Genomic DNA, 22,006 nt, shown 5'->3' with positions numbered 1-22,006 from the left:
AAGCCCTGACATCATTTTTATAAAACTAAAAAACTAAATCACGAATTACCACATTTTTTTTAAATCGAGCAAATATATAATTAACGGAAAGATTAACCAATTTATTTATTGATTAATCTTAAAAAAAAGACTGCAAAAGTGCAGTCTTCTCCTTTTTTTACGGAAATATTTATACTAAAATCGATTTTAGAGCATCATTCATCCCTCTAACTGCATCTGCACTTTTAGCGAATAAAGCCTTCTCCTGCTCGTTTAAATTGATATCTAAAATTTCTTCTACTCCATTTTTACCTATTATACAAGGCACTCCTATACATATATCATTTTGTCCATACTCGCCTTCTACGAAAACAGAACAAGCAATCATTTTCTTTTGATCGTTTAAAATACTGTCTACTAAGTAAGCTACAGAAGCTCCCGGAGCATACCATGCCGATGTTCCTAAAAGACCTGTAAGCGTTGCTCCGCCTACCATTGTGTCTGCAGCAACTTTTTGAAGCACTTCTTCTGAAAGAAATTCTGTTACCGGAATCCCGTTATAAGAAGCCAAACGCGTTAACGGAATCATAGTTGTATCGCCATGTCCACCAATAACCATTGCAGAGATATCATTTGCAGGTTTATCTAAAGCCAAAGATAAATAAGTTCTGAAACGAGAACTGTCTAACGCTCCACCCATACCAATAATTCTATTTTTTGGTAACCCTGTAGATTTTAATGCTAAATAGGTCATCGTATCCATAGGATTTGAAACCACAACTATTATTGTATTTGGAGAATGTTTTAGCACATTTTCGGCAACTGTTTTTACAATTCCGGCATTGATACCAATTAATTCTTCACGAGTCATTCCTGGTTTTCTCGGAATTCCAGATGTAATAACCACTACATCACTTCCGGCAGTTTTAGAATAATCGTTGGTTACACCAGATACTTTGGTATTAAAACCTGTATTTGTGGCACATTGCATAATATCCAACGCTTTCCCTTCGGCAAAACCTTCTTTAATATCCAACAACACTACTTCGCTTGCAATTCCTCTATAAGAAATAACATCAGCACATGTAGCTCCAACATTTCCTGCTCCTACAATGGTAACTTTCATATTTTATACTTTATCGGTTATTAATTTGTTTGTTTATTGTATAAACTAACAATTCGTTTAATTGTTTAGTAAATTTAAACAATTAAACGAATCCTGTAGTGTTAAAATTTATTAGGCATCGATGTTTGCATAAACGGCATTTTTCTCGATAAATTCTCTACGTGGTGGTACTTCATCTCCCATCAACATTGAAAAAACCCTATCAGCTTCTGCCAAACTATCAATTGTTACCTGACGTAAAGTTCTGAAACTTGGATCCATTGTAGTTTCCCACAATTGCTCAGCATTCATCTCTCCAAGACCTTTATAACGTTGAATAGCGGCACTTCCTCCCATTCTTTCATTCGCCTGATCACGTTGAACATCATTCCATGCGTATTCTTTTTTGTTTCCTTTTTTAACTAAGTATAAAGGTGGTGCTGCGATATAAACGTGACCTTCTTCGATCAATTCTTTCATGAAACGGAAGAAGAACGTTAATATTAAGGTAGAAATGTGACTACCATCGACATCGGCATCACACATGATAATTACTTTATGATATCTTAGTTTTTCAAGATTTAAGGCTTTACTGTCTTCTGCAGTACCAACTGTAACTCCAAGAGCAGTAAATATATTACGAATCTCTTCGTTTTCGAATACTTTATGGTGCATCGCTTTCTCCACGTTCAAAATCTTACCACGTAATGGTAAAATTGCCTGAAAGTTACGATCACGACCTTGTTTTGCTGTTCCACCAGCCGAATCTCCCTCGACAAGGTAAACCTCACATCTTGCAGGATCCTGCTCAGAACAATCTGAAAGTTTTCCTGGCAATCCGCCACCGCCCATAACGGTTTTACGCTGTACCATTTCACGTGCTTTTTTAGCAGCGTGACGTGCCTGAGCAGCCAAGATTACTTTTTGGATAATGATACGGGCATCATTTGGATTTTCTTCCAAATAATTTTCTAACATTTCTCCAACTGCCTGAGAAACCGGAGAAACTACTTCTCTGTTTCCAAGTTTTGTTTTTGTCTGACCTTCGAATTGTGGCTCTTGTACTTTTACCGAAATAATAGCTGTTAATCCTTCACGGAAGTCATCTCCCGCAATTTCGAATTTCAATTTATCCAACATTCCGGATGCATCTGCGTATTTTTTAAGGGTTCTTGTTAAACCACTTCTAAAACCCTGTAAATGCGTTCCTCCTTCGTGTGTGTTGATATTATTTACGTAAGAAAAAATATTCTCTGTATAACTTGTATTATAAATCAAGGCAACTTCAACAGGAATTTCACCTTTTTCGTGATCCATACTGATAACGTGTGAGATAATTGGCTCACGGTTACCATCTAAATAACGAATATATTCTTTTAGACCTTCGTCTGAATGAAAAACTTCAACTTTAAACTCCCCTTTTTCATCTACTTCTCTTTTATCAGTAAATGTAATCGTGATTCCTTTGTTTAAGAAAGAAAGCTCACGCATACGAGCTGATAAAGTATCATATGAAAACTCTGTAGTTTGAGTAAAGATTGTATCATCAGGATAGAAAGTCTGACGTGTACCTCTTTTATCTGTTTCTCCGATTTGTTTAACCGGATACATTGCTTTACCTCTTTCGTATTCCTGCTCGTAGATTTTACCGTCTCTAAAAACAGTAGATTTCATATGAACAGAAAGGGCATTTACTACAGAAACCCCAACACCGTGTAAACCTCCGGAAACCTTATAAGAATCTTTATCGAATTTACCTCCGGCACCAATTTTAGTCATTACTACCTCAAGTGCCGAAACACCTTCTTTTTTATGTAAATCAACTGGAATACCACGACCGTTATCTTCAACTGTTACCGAACCATCTTCATTAATTGCAACACCAATGGTATCACAATGTCCGCCCATCGCCTCATCAATAGAGTTATCAACAACCTCATAAACCAAATGATGCAGACCTCGAACTCCCACATCTCCAATATACATCGATGGACGCATTCTTACGTGCTCCATTCCTTCTAATGCCTGAATACTATCTGCTGAATAATTGTTCTTCTTGATTTCTTCGCTCATATAATTTATTCTAAAAAAATGTAATTAGTGTCTAACACGCAAATATATAAAAACGCAAATTATATATCCGTTAAATTCCCATTTAAAGCACGTAAGTTATTAACATATTATCAATAAAACTCAATAAAAAATAGAACTATCGGTTTTAAATTCCAATTTTTTATCCCGAAGCATCGGGACCAAATTCCAAAAGCTAGAAATAAAAAAATCCGAGTCTGATTTTAAATATCATCTCGGATTTTATATTTATAAATTCCAACTTGGAATTTGGAATTTCAGTATTGAAATTTATTGTTTTTTTGGAATTTAAAATCTTAAATCGTAATTCCTGATTTTGAAATTTCAACATCAGCTTTTACGTGAGCCGCATTTGCTCTTCCGCTTGGATCAAGATTTTCCTGCCATTTCGGAATCCATTTTCTAACGGTTTGCGCCGCACTAATCTGTGGGTAAAATTTATGAAAGATAGAACGATATAAATATGCTTCTTTTGTTGTTGGAGAATTGTATGGAAATTCTGCAGCAGCACCTTCTAATTGAGCATCTGTAACCTGAGTTGCACAATATTCGATCAATTCATCAATCCAGCTATATCCTACCCCATCAGAAAACTGCTCTTTTTGACGCCATAAAATTTCTGTTGGCAAATACGGATTTTCAGGTGTATCAAATGCTTTTCTTAAAATGTATTTTTCGATACCATCGTACGTTTTTGGCTGTTTTTCTTGTGGTTTAATTCGAATAGTAGCATCCAGAAATTCTTTGTCTAAAAACGGAATTCTGGTTTCGATACCATTTGCCATTGTTGATTTATCAGCACGAAGCAAATCGGCAGTAAATAATTTCTGAACTCTTTCGATAGTTTCTTTCTGAAATTCTTCTGTAGATGGGGCATTTCTAAAATACAAATGTCCACCAAAAATTTCATCAGCTCCTTCACCCGAAAGAATCACTTTTATACCTTTTTCTGAAATTACTTTTGACAACAAAAACATTGGCACACTTGCCCGTACCGAAATAATATCATAAGTCTCAATATTCCAGATTATTTTTTCCAGAATTTCAACACCTTGCTGAACCGTAAAGTGAATTTCATGATGATCTGTACCTAAAAACTCCGCTGCTTGTCTGGCTGCTTTTGCATCTGGCGCATCAGCATTTAAAGCAATAGAAAAAGATTGTAGTTTTTTACCATTTTCTGCTGATAATCTGGAAGCAATTGCAGAAAGCAAAGAAGAATCCAAACCTCCGGAAAGTAAGACACCATAAGGCATTTGACTCATCAGACGTTTACGAACAGCCTCTGTAAGGCTTTCTCTGATTAATTGTAAATCCAGATCCTGATTTGCATTTTCATAATCCTCATATTCAGGCTGGTAATATTTTACAAAACCTTTTTTAGGTGTATAATAATGCCCTGGAGGGAAAGTTGAAAATGTTTTGCACTGATCTGCAATTGATTTCATTTCAGATGCAAAATAAATCCTTCCTCTTTCATCCAGACCGTAATACAATGGTTTTACTCCCATTGGATCTCTTCCCGCAATATAATCGTCTCCATCAACAATTACAAAAGTCCAGTCACCATCTAATTTATTGCAAAAATCATATCCAAATTCTTCATATAAATGCACAATAACTTCAGAATCTGACTTTGTTCTAAACGTATGCTCTTTCAGAACTCCGTTTTTCAGTTCCTGATAATTATAAATTTCTCCATCATGAATTACCCATGCATCTTTTGTCCCCTGAATTGGCTGTTTCCCCGATTGTAAATCGACAATCGCTAAACTTTCATGACAAATAATACTGCCATTTTTCAGGATTTGAAAATCACTTTCATCAGGCCCACGATGCGACATTCTTTTAGAAAGCTCTCTTACGAGTTGCGGGTCTTTTCCTTTGCCTATAACGGCCAATATTCCAGACATACGATTGTATTTTTTATTCTTTATTTTTTTAAATAGTGGTGCAGGTTTATTTTAGCAAAAAAAACTAAATTTAAAATATTCTGTTGGGGAATGTCAAATATAAAAAAGAAAGTTAAATAATTGCTAATAATTATCTTCAAGTAATTGAAATATTACAAATTAACATTTTTAGACAAGAAAAACGTCCTCAGAAACTGAGAACGTTTTTCTAATAACTAAAATATTAAGTAACTAAGTTTATGCTTTTTCGTAAGCATCATCATGCACACTTGCAACCGCTCTACCAGAAGGATCGTTCATGTTTTTGAAAGCTTCATCCCACTCCAACGCAATTTTTGTACTACAAGCCACACTTGCTTCCTGTGGCACGCATAAAGCAGCTGCATCACTAGGGAAATGTTCTGCAAAGATAGAACGATAGTAATATTCTTCTTTTGAAGTTGGCGTTTGTAACGGGAATTTATATTTCGCATTTGCCAATTGTTCATCTGAAACTTCTTTAGCTACCACTTCTTTCAAAGTATCAATCCAGCTGTATCCTACTCCATCAGAAAATTGCTCTTTTTGTCTCCATGCTACACTTTCAGGCAGCATGTCTTCAAAAGCTTTACGAACAACCCATTTCTCCATCGGGTGTTCTTTGTTGATCATTTTATCTTGTGGATTGATGCGCATCGCAACATCCATAAATTCTTTATCTAAAAACGGCACACGACCTTCGATTCCCCAAGCTGCCAAACTTTTGTTGGCACGCAAACAATCGTACATATGTAATTTACCTAATTTACGAACGTTTTCTTCGTGAAATTCTCTTGCGTTCGGTGCTTTGTGGAAATATAAATAACCTCCAAACAACTCATCTGCACCTTCACCCGAAAGCACCATTTTAATTCCCATTGATTTAATAACTCTCGCCATTAACCACATTGGTGTTGAAGCTCTTACCGTAGTTACATCATAAGTCTCCAAGTTGTAAATTACATCACGAACGGCATCTAAACCTTCCTGAATTGTAAATTTAATTTCGTGGTGAATTGTTCCGATATGTTTTGCAACGATTTGAGCTGCAGCTAAATCAGGAGAACCATCCAATCCAACTGAAAAAGAGTGCAATTGTGGATACCAGGCATCTGTAGTATCATCAGATTCAATACGTTTTTGCGCAAATTTTTTGGCTACAGCCGAAGTAATAGACGAATCTAAACCTCCAGAAAGTAAAACTCCGTAAGGAACATCACTCATCAATTGTCTGTGAACCGCTGCTTCTAAAGCTTCTTTAATAGCAGGAATACTTGTTTCGTTGTCTTTTACTGCATCATATTCTGTCCAGTCTCTTTTATACCATTGTACAAATTCGCCATCTTTACTCGTCATATAATGTCCCGGAGGAAACAATTGGATTTTTGTACAATATCCTTCTAAAGCTTTTAATTCAGAAGCAACATAAAAAGTTCCATGCTGATCCCACCCAATGTATAATGGAATAATTCCCATATGATCACGAGCAATAAAATACTCATCTTTCTCAACATCATAAATTGCAAATCCAAAGATTCCGTTCATTTCATCAATAAAGTGAGGTCCTTTTTCCTGGTAAAGTGCCAAAATAACTTCGCAGTCACTTTCAGTCTGAAAGTTATATTTTCCTTCAAATTGTTTGCGTAATTCTCTGTGGTTGTATATTTCACCATTTGCAGCCAAAACCAATTTTTTATCTTCTGTAAATAAAGGCTGTTTTCCCGAAGCCGGATCAACAATCGCCAAACGCTCGTGAGAAAGAATTGCTTTATCATTGCTATAAATCCCGCTCCAGTCTGGTCCACGGTGACGAATGATTTTAGACATTTCTAATACTTGAGGTCTTAAGGTTTCTGCTTTTTGTTTTAGATCAAAGGCACATACGATTCCGCACATAATTATATATTTTTTATTTGTAAATTTTATTTTGATAGGGCAAAGATGCGGTATTGGTTATAATTGAAAAACACAAAGACCTATTTCAGTTATAATTTTAAACCATAAACTTAATTTTACATATTAAATGTAAAATTTTAGCATAAAAAAACGCCCCGAACTTGAAAATTTTAATTTTTGAAGTAAAACAACGATAAAATTTACTGTTTTTGATGATTCTTTGAATTATACTTTCGGATATTTAAGATATGATGAAAGATTGTTAAGGAAACGAATCACAGTTGTTCTGAAATTATTGTTTACGTTTTTTCATCTGAGAAACGAAGGATAACAAGATTGTGCGCATGCGCACCTTTGTCAAAGTTTAAAACTTTGACAAAGGTCTTATAGAATCTTTATCTACAAAACACTCTCAATAGTATAATGCGTTTTATTAATCTCAAATTGAAACCCAACCTTATTCCCCATTAAATGTGCCCCCAAAGGAGATTGCGGAGAAAGCGCAATTACATTTATACCGTCAATTGTAATTTTAGGAAGTGCAACACTCAAATACAAATGAATTCCGTTTGCTTTAACCAAACTGCCTGAAATAATATTCTCCGTTGTTTTTGAGGGGTCTATTTTATCTAAAATAGCTTTTTGAGTTATAGCTTCTTTTAATTTATTGGTTAGTTTTTCCTGTTCGATATGCATCATCGACAAAGCCGTTTCATGCTTATCGCCGGCAGAACCTTTGGCATCGTTTTTAGAATCTTCGGTCAAAGCCGAAATCATGTCTCTAAAAACATCTATTCGGTCCTGAACCATTTGTAAATAATAAGAATGTATTTTTTGCTTAAATGTCATAATATTTTGCCACAAAGGCGCTAAGTCGCAAAGATCGTAAAAAAAAGTAAGCCACAAATTCACAAATAAGATTAATCTAAATTGGTGAATTCGTGGCTTAAAAATTTTAAAAAAAATCTTCGTGCCTTAGCGCCTTCGCGGCAAAAAACTAAAAGTCGAATTTATAATTTGCTCCGCCTAAAACCTGGAATCCCTGAACAGGATAATTTAACCATTTTTCGTAAGCCTGATTTCCGATATTATTTAATTTTAAGAAGAAAGTCAAACGATCGCTGAATTTATATCCCAAATGAGCATTCGCATCAAAATAACTTTTTAACGAAACTACAGTTGGTTCTGTAGGTAAATCTAAGTTAGATTGCATGTCCTTACGTTCTCCCACATAAAAAACATTTAAACCAGCGTACCATTGTTTTGTAATATTTACATCCAGACTAGAACTTAACTTCATAGTTGGTAAATTCCATGCTTCTAACTGGCCATCTGTTTTATAACTATTGAAGGTTCCGTTGATTCCGAAAGTTACATTTTCAGAAAAATCAGCTTTTAATTCTCCGTAAAAACGAAAAGTTCTGATGTCTTCATAAATAACTCCAAACGAATTTCCGTAAGCATAATTTTGATTTGTAATATCTTCTGTATAATCATTGCTTTTAAACAAAGCTTTATCTTTTTCATTCAAATAAGACCCTGTCAAATTATAGCTTACATTATTTGCTAATTTACCTTTTAAACCTGCAAAAACATTGTATTGCGTACTTGATGGTCTCATGTTTAAAGTTGGTGACAAAAACGGATTTTCGGTAACAAAATCAGCATATGAATTTTGATTTAAACCACCATTTACTCCCGTGTAAAAAATCATTAAATCTCCAACCAATTTATACGAAGCATTTACTTTTGGATAGATATAAAACTTGTTTCCGCTGTTTTCAGAATCTAATCCATAATATAATCCCGCTCCCAATTCTAAAGTCCAGTCATTTTCATTCACAACAAAACTTGGTTCAACTCCAAAATTAGTAAGACTGTATTTTATAGGTTGTCCGCTATTTTGAAAATAATTATTCTCAAAACTTCCGCTTACGTGATCAATAATAACATTAGTGTTAATTGACTGATCCATAACATCAACTTTAAAAGTCGGTTTTACGTAAAAACGATTTTCTGAAGAAGAAAAACTATCCGAGAAATGTGTAAATCTCGTAGCAACTTTACTAAAAATTCCGTCTGTAAAATCGATGTTTCCTCCTAAAGAAATAGTATTATAAGAATGATTAGGATTAATTTTATCTATTAAAATAAAACGATCCTGCGGCAATAAAGTTGAGCCAAAATCGACCGGTAAACCATACCAATTGTAAATTTGATTTTGATATCCTAAATCAATATTCCATGACATATCGCGATTGTTTTGTCCGTAACCCACATTTAATGCTGTATCATAAAATTCATCATTCAAAAACACATCTTTAATTCCGCCTTGCGATGAGTGATGGCGAAACATTCCCGCAACATAATCGTTATTTCCCAAATCCTGTGTAACGAATAATTCAGCATTTAATGTACCATAATTTCCAACACCCAAAGTCGCATAATTATTAAATAAACGTTCTTGTTTTGATTTATCAACACCGGCTGCTTTACCTTTTGATGGAGTAAATGTTGACGCTACAGGAACTGATAATATACTGTATTTTATAGTTTCTTTTGCCTGATTCCCCGAGTCGTCCAACGATGGTGTTTCTTTTACTTTAAAAGCATCCGATATTGTTGGCGAATAAGGTTTTACCACATTTACAGTTTCAGTACCAATGGTTTCTTCTTTCTTTTGTGCAAACGAAAGCTGAAAAACAAACAGCAAAATCAAAATGATAGTTTTATTCTGGAAATTAATTTTCATATTTATTTTTTTTGAGAGTATAGAGATTTAAGAGTATAGAGAAAATAATAAAGAAAATAGACTTTTGCCTACATCTTGATTCTTTCAACTCTTTGTTTTTTTTTATTTTTAAATCTATATTCTATTCTCTATGTTCTTTATTCTAAAATCTATTTTCTTTATTCTATTCTCTTTATTCTATATTCTTAATTAAACCTCCCACTCCCCTTTTGCGACAAACTGGGCATTCCCTCCTATTTTAATATCAAATTCGTTTTCGGTTAATTTTCCTTTAAAATGAATTTGCGACGGACGGTTGATATAATCTCCCTGATAATTGATTAATTCAAATTCAGGTTTATGATATTTCAAAAGAAAAGCCTGAAGACATGTACTTGCACTTCCTGTTGCTGCATCTTCAACTAACTGATTATGTTCAATACACAGCATTCTGCTGAACAGTTTTGAGCCTTCCAAATAATAAAAATACAAACCTCTGTGTGTTGTTTTGCAATGCTTTTTCAGCCATTCATCTGTTTTATCCTTATCTAAAACCAAATTTTCCAATGCTCTTTTACTGCTTAATCCAACCATGACAAAAGCGCTCCCGGTTGTAACTTCCTGAATTGGAAACTGATTTTCGAAATCTTCTTTTTTCAGATTACTAAACGATGGGAAATCTTCTTTCGAAAAAACATCCCAGAATTTTGGCTGTGCCGCTTTTAACCAAATCAAATCACTCGACTGATGAATTGAAATTGGTCCAATCGGAACATTTAATGTTATGCTTTCAGGAGAATTATCAAATATTTTATTGATCAAAACCCATGAAGTTCCAATTATCGGATGACCCGCAAACTGCATTTCCTGAGATGGTGTAAATATTTTAATTTCTGCCTTATTATTTTCTTTATCAAGCTTGGTTACAAAAGTACTTTCGGCAAAATTAATTTCGCGCGCAATCTTTTGCATTTCTTCCGAACTCAAATTTCCGGCATCTAAAAAAACTGCCAACTGATTTCCGGCATATTTTTTATCTGTAAAAACATCAACTATATAAAAAGGTAAACTCATTTTTCTTAAAAGATTTTAAGAGAATAGAATATAGAGAATAGACTTTCCAATCTTTGCTCTTATATCTATCTTCTTTATTCTATTTTCTTTATTCTATTTTCTATACTCTTTGCTCTATTTTCTTGCTTCTTACTTAGTAATCGACGAATTGGTTTTAGACTCTTCCAATTTGATAGCGCTTAATTCTCTTTTTGCTTCTTCAACCACATCCGGATAATCTGTAAAATTGTTTATTACGTTATCCAAAATATAAGTTGCCTGATAACTGTCTTTTAATCCGTAAAAGTTTTTTGCCATCAAGACTAAACTTTTTGCTCCGTAATATTTGTAACCAGAATAATTTTTAGCCAATTTTTGAACCGCAACATTCGATGCATCAAATTTGCCTTCTTTCGTTTTAAAATAAGCATCATAATACAACGCTTCTGCCGCCAATTCTCCTTTTGATGTCGCCGATAATTTAGCGTAAGCTGCTTTTGCCTTGTCTTCGTCGCCGGTTTGCATTGCGGCACGCGCCACGATAATTTGTGCATCCGATTTTACATTGGCATCTGCTTTTGCATTCTGTAACACTTTGTCAGCATAAACAACTGAATTGTCATAATCTTTTTTGTCATAATAACATTTCATCAAATTTGCCTGAGCAAAACTTTTATTTTGAGGATAGTCTGCTTCATTTTCTAATCGCAGTAAAACCGGAATCGATTTATCGCAGTCTTTCGCTTTTAAGAAAATTTGAGATAATCTCGTCAATGCCTGTTCTGTAAATTCGTTTCTTGGCTGACCAATTACGTATTGATAATTAGCAACCGATTTTGTTTCTGAACCTTCTGCATAAAGCAATTGTGCCAGATAAAAATTAGCTTCAAGCGCATGCATTCCTGATGGGAATTTGGTAACATATCCTGTAAAACCAACGATTGCCTGTTTGCTGTTGTTTTGACTGTATTGTTTAAAAGCACCTTCGTAAGTATCGTTATCCAAATCAACATCTGTTACGGCAACAAAGTCTAAAGTACGTACCCAGGTTGCATATTCATCCACTTTTCCTGAATCTACATAGATTAATCTTGCTGTAGAAACTGCTTCTAAAGCTTCGGGAGTTTTAGGAAATTCTGCCGCTACTTTTTTAAATTTTACCAAAGCCTGATCATCACGATCTGAATTGTAATAAATTAAACCTTGTCTTAAAATTGATTTTGAAGTAAATGAACCATTTTTATATTCAGAAATTAACTGATCGTAGGTTTTTATTGCCTGATCGTTCTTTTTGTCTGTTACATAAGTATTGGCCAATTCGAACAAAACATCATCACGATATTCTGATTTTTTATACATCTGAAGGAAATTATTCAACTCATCGATTTTCTTATCGTTTCTCGACATAAATCCGTACGAAATCGCTTTTTGAAACTGCGCATAATCTGCATCAACACCTTTCGCTTCAATTGCTTTTGCGTAAGCTTCCATCGCCTGACTGTACTTAGAAGTTACAAATCGGCAATCACCCAAACGTAAATAAGAATCGTTTAAGCGAACTTTATCTTGTTTTGAATTATCAATCTGCGCCTGAAATGAATTGGCTGCCTGATCGTATTCTTTCAATTTAAAATACGTGTATCCAATATTATAATTGATGTTTTTGTATTCGTCTGTAGTTTTAGCTCCTGATAAACCTGCAAACTGTTTATAGCTTATTAAAGCCGCCTGAAAATCGTCTTTAAGATATTCACATTCAGCTTTCCAAAAAGTTGCACGAGCTGTATACTCCGGATTTTTTTGTTCTTTAACTGCCCCATTAAACATCTTTAATGCTTCTGAATAATCTGATTCATTATATAATTCCAAACCTCTGTAAAAAAGCACTTTTTGGTACGCTAATTTATTCTCCGGTGTTCTGTTTTTCTCTAATAAAACCAAAGCTTCTTTGTAGTTTTTAGAAGAAATATAAGAGTCTACTAATAATTTTTCTACTTCGGCTTTGCTTGGATTATTTGGGTATTTTTTTAAGAAATCAAGTAAAATTCCCGGAACGGTTTGATAAGCATTTCCTATTTCATAACTTAATTTAGCGTAATTTAAAGCTGCATCTTCCTGAATTTGTGCGTTAAAATCCATTTCAGAAGCATTTTTAAAAGCATTTAAAGCTTCTTGCTTTTTGCCTGTATTTAAATACGCCAAACCTAAATGATAATACGCGTTTTGTGCCACGAAATCTTTTCCTTCAATAATTTTATTGAATTGTGAAATGGCTTTTTCATATTCTTTTTGTTCGTAATAAGCGTAACCTAATTGGTAAAAATCGGTATTATTCCATTTTCCTTTTCGGCCTGCGTATTGCTCTAAATACGGAATTGCTTTACCGTATTGTTTTAGGTTGAAATAACTTTCTCCGATAATTTTATTCAGTTCCGATTTTTCAAGTTCATTCGATTTACTCATCGCAGCCTGTCCCAAATCGATTGCTTTTTGAAAATTTCCTAATTTAAAATTCATATCAGCCTGAAAATAGGAAAGCTTTTCTTTGTATTTTTCTTCGCCTGAAACTTCGTCAAAATATTTGGTAGCTTCTTTATAATCGTCGCCTTCATAAGCCATAAAACCTAAATAGTATTTGGCTTGCGAACCAAATTCCGGTGAATTCACGACTTTGTTAAAATACGTTGTAGCTTCTTTTTTATTTTTAGCATTAAAATAGCTATATCCTTTCTGGAAATTAAATTTATCCTGATCAGATTTACTCATATAACTTTCATCCACTCTGTCGAACCATTGCAGGGATTTTGGGTAATTTCCCTGTTCGAAGAAAAAATGAGCAACCTCTATATATGCCTGATTTTGTTTGGTACTTGTTGGATAATCTGCAACGAATTTTTCCATCAATTCATCGGCATTTGCCTGATTGGTCCTAATGGCGCAATTTGCGATATAATAAGCACAATCTGACTGAACTTCTTCAGTCGTGGCGTGGTTTTTTACATACTCAAAAATATGTTGTGCCGAAGCGTATTGTTTGTCATTATATAAAGCCAGTGCTTTGTCAAAATCCTTTAAATCGTAAGTATATATAGCTGATTTTTGTGCCGAAACTATGGTCGAAAAAAGGACAAATTGGAGTAAAAAGAACCAGGAAAGTTTACGCATTTTAATTATATTTAGTATTCAAATGTATCATATTATACCGTTTATAACGAAACGTTTCAGGCTTTTATTATGAACAAAATTTTTAATAGTTGTTATTTTAAAGCTTGTGGCGTCACAAAATATTGGTTTTCAAACTTTCTAAAATAAACATTTCTAAGGAATAAAAAAAGAACCTATTTGTAACTTCTTAAAAAACTGCATCTTTATTCTGTATTTTTTTTGGGGAGCTTTAGATCAACTGTACTTTTATGCCTCAGGTTAGATTCTATTTCGTATCTTTATTTTATTGGCCCTTCATGACAAATCATTAAAATTTATTTTGAATCCAACCGTTATCTTCTTACTTTTACCATTAAAATTGAATTTATTATGTCACAAACCGTACTATCTCTTAAGGAAGTCACTATATATCAGGAAGGAAGAAAAATTTTATCTCATATCAATTTAGATGTTCAGCATGGCGAATTCATCTACATTATCGGAAAAACAGGTTCAGGAAAAAGTAGTTTCATGAAAACTTTGTATGGAGATTTGCCTTTAACGGAAGGTGAAGGTCATATTGTTGAATTTGATTTGGCAACTTTAAAAGAAAGTGAAATTCCGTATTTGAGACGTAAAATCGGAATCGTGTTTCAGGATTTCAAATTGCTTCCGGACCGTTCTGTAAAAGATAATATGCTTTTTGTTCTAAAAGCAACCGGCTGGACTGAAAAAGAAGCCATGGAACATAAAATTGATGAAGTTCTGGACAAGGTAGGAATGAAAGATTTTGTGAACAAAATGCCACACCAACTTTCTGGTGGTGAACAACAGCGTGTTGCGATTGCAAGAGCTTTGCTTAACGATCCTGAATTTATTCTTGCCGATGAACCAACCGGAAACCTTGATCCTCAAACAAGTTCTGAAGTTCTTGAAGTGTTGAAAAAAATCAACGCAAACGGTAAAACGGTTATTATGGCAACACACGATTATGCCTTATTGATGAAGTTTCCATCTAAAACATTAAAATGTGAAGATGAGAGAATATTTGAGGTGGTGCAACGTAGCGTATAATGCTTTCTATTTTAATTCCGGTTTATAATTATAATATTTTACCTCTTGTAAATGAGTTAGTAAAACAATGTAGTTTTAACGGAATTGATTTTGAAATTCTATGTCAGGACGACGCATCAAACTCTTCTGTAAACATTTTAAATCAGGAAATTAATCTTCTTCCGAATTGTTCGTTTTTTGTAAATGAAACTAATTTGGGACGAGGAAAAAACATTAATTCCCTTTCTCTAAAAGCAATTTACGATTGGTTGCTTATTTTAGATTGCGATACTTTTCCAGCTCAAAATGATTTTGTAAAAAAGTATATTGATGCTATTTCAAATTTGAAAAATAATATCCTTTTTGGGGGAATTATTTATGAAGATAAAAAACCGGAAAATGACCAGCTTTTACGCTGGGTTTATGGTAATAAAAGAGAAACGGTGACAATTTTGACTTCTAATTTAATAATTAAAAAAGAAGTGTTTCTTCAATATCCTTTTGATGAATCCATTACAAAATATGGTTATGAAGATTTGCTTTTTTTCTCGGTCTTGAAAGCCAGTCATTTTAAGATTTCTCAAATAGATAATCCAACCTTTCATCTCAATTTAGAAACTTCAAAAGCATTTCTAAATAAAACAAAAATTGCTTTAGAAAACCTTGTGTTTCTTTATGATTCAAAAAAAATAAAGAAAGAAGAAAACAAAATTACAACTTCATTTGAATTTTTGAGAAAACTAAAATTAACGCAATTTTCGGCTTTTCTTTTCAGGAAAAATCAAACCAGAATTGAACGGAATTTATTTTCAAAAAAACCTTCTTTGTTTTTGTTCGACCTTTATAAATTAGGTTATTATTGTACTTTAAAAAAATAATCCATGGCCTTTTCGATTGTTATTCCGTTGTACAACAAAGCCAATTATATTGAAAACACTTTAAAAAGTGTTCTCAATCAAACTTTTGCAGATTATGAAATTATTGTAATAAATGATGGTTCGACAGATGATAGTGTCACAAAAGTAATAGGATTTAACGACAGCCGCATACAGCTTTTTAACCAAAAAAATCAAGGCGCATCTGTAGCCCGAAATCTCGGAATTGAAAATGCAAAATATGAATATATTGCTTTTTTGGATGCAGATGATTTATGGATGCCCAATCATTTAGAAATATTAAATGCCCTAATCCAAAATTTTCCAAATGCCGGAATTTTTGCCTCACGCTATGAATTAGTATTTAATAATGGAAAAAATGACATTCCAACATTTAAAGGAATTTCTGCAGATTATGAAGGTATTATTCCAGATTATTTTGAAACCAGCCTGCCTTATCCTATTGCTACATCATCTTCAATTGTAATACCTAAAGGTGTATTTGAAAAAACAGGTTACTTTAAACCTACCATATCAAGCGGGCAAGATGTTGATATGTGGATTCGAATTGCATCAAAATATCCTGTAGCGATAAGCAATAAAGTTACAGCATCTTACTTACATTATATTGAAGACAGTCTTTCAAAAACTCCAATATTAGACAAAAAATTGAACGATTTTAAGGATTATAAACAAGAAGAAAAAAGTAATCCAAGCCTAAAAAAATATCTTGATACTTACAGATTAGAATATGCCTTGCAATATAAAATTGCCAGGAATGACAAAAAATCGAAAGAATTATTTAAAAATATTTTAAAAGAAAATATTCCTTTTAAAACCAGATTAATATACTTTTTACCGAGGTTTGTTTTAATTTTTTTATTAAAAATAAAACAGTTTTTAAGAAAGAATGGTTTTAATTTTTCTATTTATAATTAGAATACTTTATAAACTCATCAAAGTCTCTAATATAATCGTCTTCAATATAAACTTCTGAAGCTACGACTAAACAAATTGAACCTGAAGAAAAATTTCGAAGTTCTCTCCAAATCCCCGAGTTAATCAATAAACCTTCAAATGGCTTGTTTAAGGTAACAATTTGTTCTTCTTTCCCATCATTTAAGACAACATCAAAACTCCCGCTTAAAGCCACCAAAAATTGTTGAAGATTTTTATGAGCATGCCCACCACGCTCTGAACCTGTTGGCACATCATATAAATAATATACCCTTTTAATATCAAAAGGAATTGTGTCATTTTCTATCACAGACAGATTTCCTCTTCGTTCTTCTATTTTTGGGATTGATATAATTTGAACTCCTTTATTATTTGTTTTCATATTGCATTCTTTCAAATTTTTGATGTCCCTTTTTGGCACTTTTTAGGGCATTTTTGATATTTCTAAATTCTATTTTACGCTGCTTTAAGTCAAAAAATAATTTAATAAAGATCCAAAAAATATAGTTCCTTTTGAAAATTCTTGTAAATAATGCGCCCTGTATATAATATCTTTCAGGAATACTTTTTTTATCTGAAGAAGAAAGGTTCTCATGTTTAACAATGATTTGAGGTTCAAACAAAAGCTTCTTATTTTTTTTCTTAAAATCAAATAGAAAAATAGCTTCTTCACCCATTTCGAAAATAGCTCCTAATCCAAAATTTTCATCAAACCGAATTTTTTCTTGCTCAAGAATTGATTTATTAAGTGTTATCTCTATGGAACTGGTATTTAAAATATCAAAAGTATTCAAATCCTTTTTAGATTGAGAAGGATAATTCTTCATCAAATTTCCGTCTGAATTTATAGCACAAAAATTTATTACCGCTGCATGTGGAAATTTATTGTAAGCATTTATTATTTTGCCGATAAATCCTTCTTGATATACTACGTCATCATCTGCTATTACAAGAATTTTTCCGATAGCATTTTCAAATGCTAAATTTCGGCTTTTAGATAACCCATTTTCAAACGAATTTATGACTCTGACATTAGGAAAACCTGAAGTTAAAATTGTTTCGCTTGTTGTTTGATTGATAATTAAAATTGAAAAATTAGAGAAATGCGAAATCGGAAACATCGGCAACAAAAAATCTAATGAATTTCTATTCATTGTAGAAATTAAAATTTCGACGTCTGTATCATTAAAAAAGCTACTCTCTGTATGTTTCATATTCAAACAAAAGTAAAAATACTAAACGAAAAAGAGTATATTTTAAAAACATCTCTTTTAATTTTTACTTAAGCTTAATATTAGAATAAATAAAATAGTATCATAAACCAGTATAATATTTTTATTTTTGATCTTTTCAATCAGAAATTCCATTTCAACTTTTGATGATTTTTATGCAAAACCTACCTTTAGTCAGTATTATTTGTTTGTGTTACAATCATGAAAATTTTGTAATTGAAGCTTTGAATTCAGTTTTGAGCCAAAGTTATGGAAACATCGAACTTATTATTGCCGATGATTATAGTACTGATGGCTCTGAAAAAACAATTAAAAATTGGCTGGAAGATCATCCTAATATCAAATTTATTGTAAACGAAAGTAATTTAGGGAATACCAAAACTTTTAATAAAGCACTTCAATTTACCAAAGGTGATTATATAATTGATTTAGCTGCTGACGATATTTTACTGCCAAATTGCGTGGAGACACAAGTAAATACATTTTTAAATTCTAAACAGAAAAAATTAGCAATTGTTTATGGAAATGCAGAAATAATTTCAGAAAACAAAGATCATCTTCGTTATTATTATAAAGTGGGTGTTGAAAAAAAAGCATTGATAAAGCCGGCATCGGGGGATATTTATTTATCAATGTTAAATCAAAGCAGTATGATCTGTTCTGTTTCTTCGATGGTAAAACGAGATGTTTTACAAGAATTAAAAGGCTACGACGAAAATTTGGCTTACGAAGATTTAGATCTTTGGATTAGAACTTCCAGAAATTATAATTTTGAATTTATTGATGCTGTTTTAGTTCAAAAAAGAGAAGTAAAAAATTCATTAGGAAATCAGTTTTATAAAAAATTTAATCGAAGAACCAGAAAAATAAATCATTCCAGCTATCTTGTTATTAAGAAAGCTATCGCCTTAAATAAGACCAAAATCGAAAATAAAGCATTATTAAAAAGGCTGCATTATGAAATGACGAAAGCTTATAAAACATTTGACATTTGGTTGTTTATTAAATATATTCCTTTAGAACTAAGATTGAGGTTTTCCTAAATTCATTACATTTTCTGTTTTAAAAATCATTTACAATTCCCGAACATTTTGGAAAACGAAGTTATTTCTTAAAATTCAATTTGTTAGAATGTTATTCTTTCTTAAACTTCAAAAATAATTGCCAAACCTCTTTTAGTTCCTCTAACTTTAATAACCAGCAAAGGAATAAATAAGTTGTCAATCCAAGGATACCTCCAAAAAATAACTCAAATACTAAATTATCTACAAAGCAAGACATAACAAATACCGAGATTGCCATTCCTATTGTGGCTATCAAAAACGGTAACATATCCTTTAATTGACGTATTAGGCCATAACCATAAAGCTTTCCTGGAAAATAGGTATTCATAACAAAAAACAGAGCCGAAGTAATAACATGTCCAATTACTATGGCTTTTATTCCTAAAGGAATTGTAATTATCATTGCTATCAGAGTTATAGGCAGTTTAGACAAATCAACTTTCAGGTATAAATCAGGTCGTCCAGCAGCATTTAATAAATTCAAATTCATTACACTTATAGGCAGAAAAACACGTGAAAAAACGAGCCATTGTAAAAGTGGAATTAGAGAAATCCATTTATCAGTAAGTAATAGAGTTACAATTGGCGTAGCAAGTAAAGCTATAAGAGTCATAAGGGGAATGATGAAAAAAGCTGACATACGAATCATTCTGCTACAAATAGAGGCTAATTTCTCTTTATCATGTTGAACCGATGTTAGAATTGGAAATGTAGCTTGCTGTAATATACTTCCAATTGTACCCGCAGATACATCCGCCATGCTCTTCGCTCTTGTATAATATCCTAATGAAGCGGTAGAATAAAATTTTCCTAAACAAATATTATAAACATTATTTAGCAATTGAGCATACAATCCGGCCATTAAAAGCCTTGAACCATAGCCAAATAAAGATTTAAAAGATTTTTGAGAAAAAGCAATGGAAGGTCTCCAATTACTTAAAAACCATAAAGACATTGACGAAGCCAAAGAACTCATAAGCATTTGAATTACTAATGACCAAACTCCAAATCCATTTACAGCAGCCATTATGCCACATAAACCTCCCGCGACCATTCCAATTACATTGCTTTTTGCTATGGATTTGAAATCAATCAGAATTGTCAGTTTTGTTCGTTGAACTATTGCAAAAGCATTTAAAAACAAACTTAAACTCAGAATCCTCGTTAAGTCTGTTAAACGGGGCTGCTCAAAAAAAGCAGAAATTAAAGGTGCTGAGAAAAACAGAACTAAATAAAAAAAACCACTTACAAGTAAATTAAACACAAACAAAGTGGAAAAGTCAACATCTGATCTGGCTTGACGCTGAATTAAACCTGTGCCCAGTCCGCTTTCAATAAAAGTTTGGGAGATCGCTATAAAAATGACCAACATTCCTATTAAACCAAAATCCTCAGGAAGCAAAATCCGGGCAAGCACTATACCTACAACAAACTGCCCCAACTGAACTGCAAATTTGTCCACCGCTGACCAAAGAATCCCTTTTGTTGCAGTTGATTTTAAAGAGGTATTTTGCATTTATGTAAATTTTTTTCGATCAAATTATAATAGTCATCTTTTTCATAACTACGTATCAAATACCTTTAAATATCTGATCCTCCAAATATTCCAATATATTTTCGGATGCAGTTAATTTATTTTTTGGAATAAGATTAGTTTGTACAAAATTATTTCTTTCCTCTTTCATCCAGTCATTTTTGTTCAATACAACATTTTCGATAAAATTTATCAATTGTTCCTTATTTCGGGATTGATAATGTGCCACTATTGCTTTTTTACCAAAAGTATTCCAATGTTCCATAACAGATTCATTTCTAACCATAAAAAGGGATGGTTTTTCTGTAATAAGATATTCAGCCATAAATGAACCGCAATCGTGAATCAATGCATCTGATGTTAAAAAAAGATCAATATAATCTCCATTCTCACATTGCCCATTTGCAAGTTTTGCCCATTTATTATAATAAATATCTGTTTTTTCCTTGCCCCAGTACTCTTGCTCTAACTTAATTCTTAATAAATGATGCGGCTTAAATGCAATCTGTATTTTATCACTGTACTTATCGGCCAATTCAAAAAAGAAATCATAATATTCTAAAAAATTTGCCACTTTATTTAACTCGTCCATTGAATGGTGTGGTGCCCATATAATCTTTTTTAAATTAGGATTTTTATTTTTCCAAACAGCATCATTAGGTTTTTTATTGATTAATAACTGATCAAATCCCGGATAACCCGTTAAAACAGAATTTTGGCTTTTAATTTTTTGTTTTTGTGATGCTATTTCTTTGTGAATAGGTGTTTCTGAAAAAATTCTCCAAACAAGATTGTGAAATTTTAAATTATAAATAAACTCAAAATCAACCATCATAATAGCATAAGGAACATAGCAGGTTAAAGTATCTGAAAACTGAGTTATATAATATCTATAATCCTGTAAACCCTCGTAAGGATTAGTGTAAAATACTATATCCGGAGAAAAAAAAATTTTAACATCTAAATATTCTCCTGTTGCCTCATTATAGGTTTTAATCGGGTTAAATCCTTTCTTTTTAAACGCTTCAAATGATTTATTCATTTCAAACAACATATTTTCCATACCAAAATTTACGGCAGGACAAACAAAAATTTGGGGTTCAAATCGGGGATGCTTCAACATTAAATCAAAAAGTACATCATATTTCCAAACAGATTGATGAATTAAAAAGAAAGCAACTTTTACTTTCTTTTTTTTTCTCACAATTTGAAGTGCTTTTTGATGTTTTTTGGGTGCACTTTTTATCAAATATAATTCATATAAAGCTCTGAGCTTTGTAAAATTATAAATCTTAATAAGCGAAAACCATATTTTTTTAGGTACATATCTCTTAATAATTAATTTTAATTCTCTCATTTTT

16 protein-coding genes are annotated in these 22,006 nt (G+C 32.4%); 4 read left to right on the top strand and 12 right to left on the bottom strand.

Going from position 1 to position 22,006, the window contains the following annotated elements:
• Window positions 1-169: 169 nt before the first annotated feature.
• The 8 genes from mdh to BUE22_RS01285 form a co-directional block, all read right to left on the bottom strand.
• Window positions 170-1,105 carry a malate dehydrogenase gene (mdh, locus tag BUE22_RS01320; protein ID WP_073393161.1) on the bottom strand — a complete coding sequence of 312 codons (936 nt, stop codon included), beginning with the start codon at window positions 1,103-1,105 and terminating at the stop codon, window positions 170-172.
• A 111-nt stretch (window positions 1,106-1,216) separates the two neighbouring features.
• Complete coding sequence (gene gyrB / locus BUE22_RS01315) at window positions 1,217-3,157, bottom strand: DNA topoisomerase (ATP-hydrolyzing) subunit B (RefSeq protein WP_073393159.1); 1,941 nt, start codon at window positions 3,155-3,157, stop codon at window positions 1,217-1,219.
• Between the two features lie 314 nt (window positions 3,158-3,471).
• Entirely contained in the window at window positions 3,472-5,088 is a 1,617-nt protein-coding gene (asnB, locus tag BUE22_RS01310; protein ID WP_073393157.1) for an asparagine synthase B, read from the bottom strand.
• A gap of 237 nt (window positions 5,089-5,325) precedes the next feature.
• A complete protein-coding gene (gene asnB, locus BUE22_RS01305; protein ID WP_042566371.1) occupies window positions 5,326-7,002 on the bottom strand; it encodes an asparagine synthase B in 1,677 nt (558 codons plus the stop codon).
• A gap of 399 nt (window positions 7,003-7,401) precedes the next feature.
• Complete coding sequence (locus tag BUE22_RS01300; protein WP_073393155.1) at window positions 7,402-7,851, bottom strand: hypothetical protein; 450 nt, start codon at window positions 7,849-7,851, stop codon at window positions 7,402-7,404.
• 148 nt (window positions 7,852-7,999) lie between these two features.
• Complete coding sequence (locus BUE22_RS01295; protein ID WP_073393153.1) at window positions 8,000-9,754, bottom strand: TonB-dependent receptor; 1,755 nt, start codon at window positions 9,752-9,754, stop codon at window positions 8,000-8,002.
• A gap of 189 nt (window positions 9,755-9,943) precedes the next feature.
• Entirely contained in the window at window positions 9,944-10,807 is an 864-nt protein-coding gene (locus BUE22_RS01290; RefSeq protein WP_073393151.1) for a PhzF family phenazine biosynthesis protein, read from the bottom strand.
• Window positions 10,808-10,936: 129 nt separating this feature from the next.
• Window positions 10,937-13,951 carry a tetratricopeptide repeat protein gene (locus BUE22_RS01285; RefSeq protein ID WP_073393149.1) on the bottom strand — a complete coding sequence of 1,005 codons (3,015 nt, stop codon included), beginning with the start codon at window positions 13,949-13,951 and terminating at the stop codon, window positions 10,937-10,939.
• A gap of 369 nt (window positions 13,952-14,320) precedes the next feature.
• On the opposite strand from BUE22_RS01285, the gene BUE22_RS01280 reads away from it, so the two are divergent.
• From BUE22_RS01280 to BUE22_RS01270, 3 genes are read left to right on the top strand one after another with little or no spacing between them, the layout of a single operon-like run.
• Window positions 14,321-15,004: a cell division ATP-binding protein FtsE gene (locus BUE22_RS01280; RefSeq protein WP_042566438.1), complete on the top strand. Its 684-nt coding sequence runs from the start codon at window positions 14,321-14,323 to the stop codon at window positions 15,002-15,004.
• A complete protein-coding gene (locus BUE22_RS01275; RefSeq protein ID WP_073393147.1) occupies window positions 15,004-15,861 on the top strand; it encodes a glycosyltransferase family 2 protein in 858 nt (285 codons plus the stop codon). The genes BUE22_RS01280 and BUE22_RS01275 overlap by 1 nt, the downstream gene beginning before the upstream one ends.
• A 3-nt stretch (window positions 15,862-15,864) precedes the next feature.
• Window positions 15,865-16,797: a glycosyltransferase family 2 protein gene (locus tag BUE22_RS01270; protein WP_073393145.1), complete on the top strand. Its 933-nt coding sequence runs from the start codon at window positions 15,865-15,867 to the stop codon at window positions 16,795-16,797.
• On the opposite strand, the gene BUE22_RS01265 is transcribed toward BUE22_RS01270, so the two are convergent.
• Both BUE22_RS01265 and BUE22_RS01260 read right to left on the bottom strand, forming a co-directional pair.
• A complete protein-coding gene (locus BUE22_RS01265) occupies window positions 16,784-17,197 on the bottom strand; it encodes a sugar 3,4-ketoisomerase (RefSeq protein WP_073393143.1) in 414 nt (137 codons plus the stop codon). The genes BUE22_RS01270 and BUE22_RS01265 overlap by 14 nt on opposite strands.
• Window positions 17,184-18,029, bottom strand: a complete 846-nt coding sequence (locus BUE22_RS01260) for a glycosyltransferase family 2 protein (protein ID WP_073393142.1) — start codon at window positions 18,027-18,029, stop codon at window positions 17,184-17,186. Before BUE22_RS01260 ends, BUE22_RS01265 begins: the two co-directional genes overlap by 14 nt.
• A gap of 173 nt (window positions 18,030-18,202) precedes the next feature.
• On the opposite strand from BUE22_RS01260, the gene BUE22_RS01255 reads away from it, so the two are divergent.
• The gene (locus tag BUE22_RS01255) at window positions 18,203-19,090 is read left to right on the top strand and encodes a glycosyltransferase family 2 protein (RefSeq protein WP_073394249.1); all 888 of its coding nucleotides are present in this window, start codon (window positions 18,203-18,205) and stop codon (window positions 19,088-19,090) included.
• A gap of 91 nt (window positions 19,091-19,181) precedes the next feature.
• Here BUE22_RS01255 and BUE22_RS01250 read toward each other — a convergent pair whose 3' ends face one another.
• Window positions 19,182-20,627 (bottom strand): lipopolysaccharide biosynthesis protein, encoded by a 1,446-nt coding sequence (locus BUE22_RS01250; protein WP_073393140.1) that lies wholly within the window; start codon window positions 20,625-20,627, stop codon window positions 19,182-19,184.
• 55 nt (window positions 20,628-20,682) lie between these two features.
• Entirely contained in the window at window positions 20,683-22,002 is a 1,320-nt protein-coding gene (locus BUE22_RS01245) for a CDP-glycerol glycerophosphotransferase family protein (protein ID WP_073393138.1), read from the bottom strand.
• Between the last annotated feature and the right edge of the window lie 4 nt (window positions 22,003-22,006).

Origin of the sequence: Flavobacterium pectinovorum (genome assembly GCF_900142715.1) — a bacterium.
In the GTDB taxonomy this organism is placed as follows: Bacteria; Bacteroidota; Bacteroidia; order Flavobacteriales; family Flavobacteriaceae; genus Flavobacterium; species Flavobacterium pectinovorum.
Note: the sequence above shows the minus strand (reverse complement) of the source record. Positions and strands in the feature narration are given on the sequence as shown.

Coding starts and splice junctions, on each gene's coding strand:
- BUE22_RS01250 (WP_073393140.1), bottom strand. CDS start 20,627: ATGCAAAATACCTCTTTAAAATCAACTGCAACAAAAGGGATTCTTTGG.
- BUE22_RS01260 (WP_073393142.1), bottom strand. CDS start 18,029: ATGAAACATACAGAGAGTAGCTTTTTTAATGATACAGACGTCGAAATT.
- mdh (WP_073393161.1), bottom strand. CDS start 1,105: ATGAAAGTTACCATTGTAGGAGCAGGAAATGTTGGAGCTACATGTGCT.
- BUE22_RS01255 (WP_073394249.1), top strand. CDS start 18,203: ATGCAAAACCTACCTTTAGTCAGTATTATTTGTTTGTGTTACAATCAT.
- gyrB (WP_073393159.1), bottom strand. CDS start 3,157: ATGAGCGAAGAAATCAAGAAGAACAATTATTCAGCAGATAGTATTCAG.
- BUE22_RS01275 (WP_073393147.1), top strand. CDS start 15,004: ATGCTTTCTATTTTAATTCCGGTTTATAATTATAATATTTTACCTCTT.
- BUE22_RS01245 (WP_073393138.1), bottom strand. CDS start 22,002: ATGAGAGAATTAAAATTAATTATTAAGAGATATGTACCTAAAAAAATA.
- asnB (WP_073393157.1), bottom strand. CDS start 5,088: ATGTCTGGAATATTGGCCGTTATAGGCAAAGGAAAAGACCCGCAACTC.
- BUE22_RS01300 (WP_073393155.1), bottom strand. CDS start 7,851: ATGACATTTAAGCAAAAAATACATTCTTATTATTTACAAATGGTTCAG.
- BUE22_RS01265 (WP_073393143.1), bottom strand. CDS start 17,197: ATGAAAACAAATAATAAAGGAGTTCAAATTATATCAATCCCAAAAATA.
- BUE22_RS01280 (WP_042566438.1), top strand. CDS start 14,321: ATGTCACAAACCGTACTATCTCTTAAGGAAGTCACTATATATCAGGAA.
- BUE22_RS01285 (WP_073393149.1), bottom strand. CDS start 13,951: ATGCGTAAACTTTCCTGGTTCTTTTTACTCCAATTTGTCCTTTTTTCG.
- asnB (WP_042566371.1), bottom strand. CDS start 7,002: ATGTGCGGAATCGTATGTGCCTTTGATCTAAAACAAAAAGCAGAAACC.
- BUE22_RS01270 (WP_073393145.1), top strand. CDS start 15,865: ATGGCCTTTTCGATTGTTATTCCGTTGTACAACAAAGCCAATTATATT.
- BUE22_RS01295 (WP_073393153.1), bottom strand. CDS start 9,754: ATGAAAATTAATTTCCAGAATAAAACTATCATTTTGATTTTGCTGTTT.
- BUE22_RS01290 (WP_073393151.1), bottom strand. CDS start 10,807: ATGAGTTTACCTTTTTATATAGTTGATGTTTTTACAGATAAAAAATAT.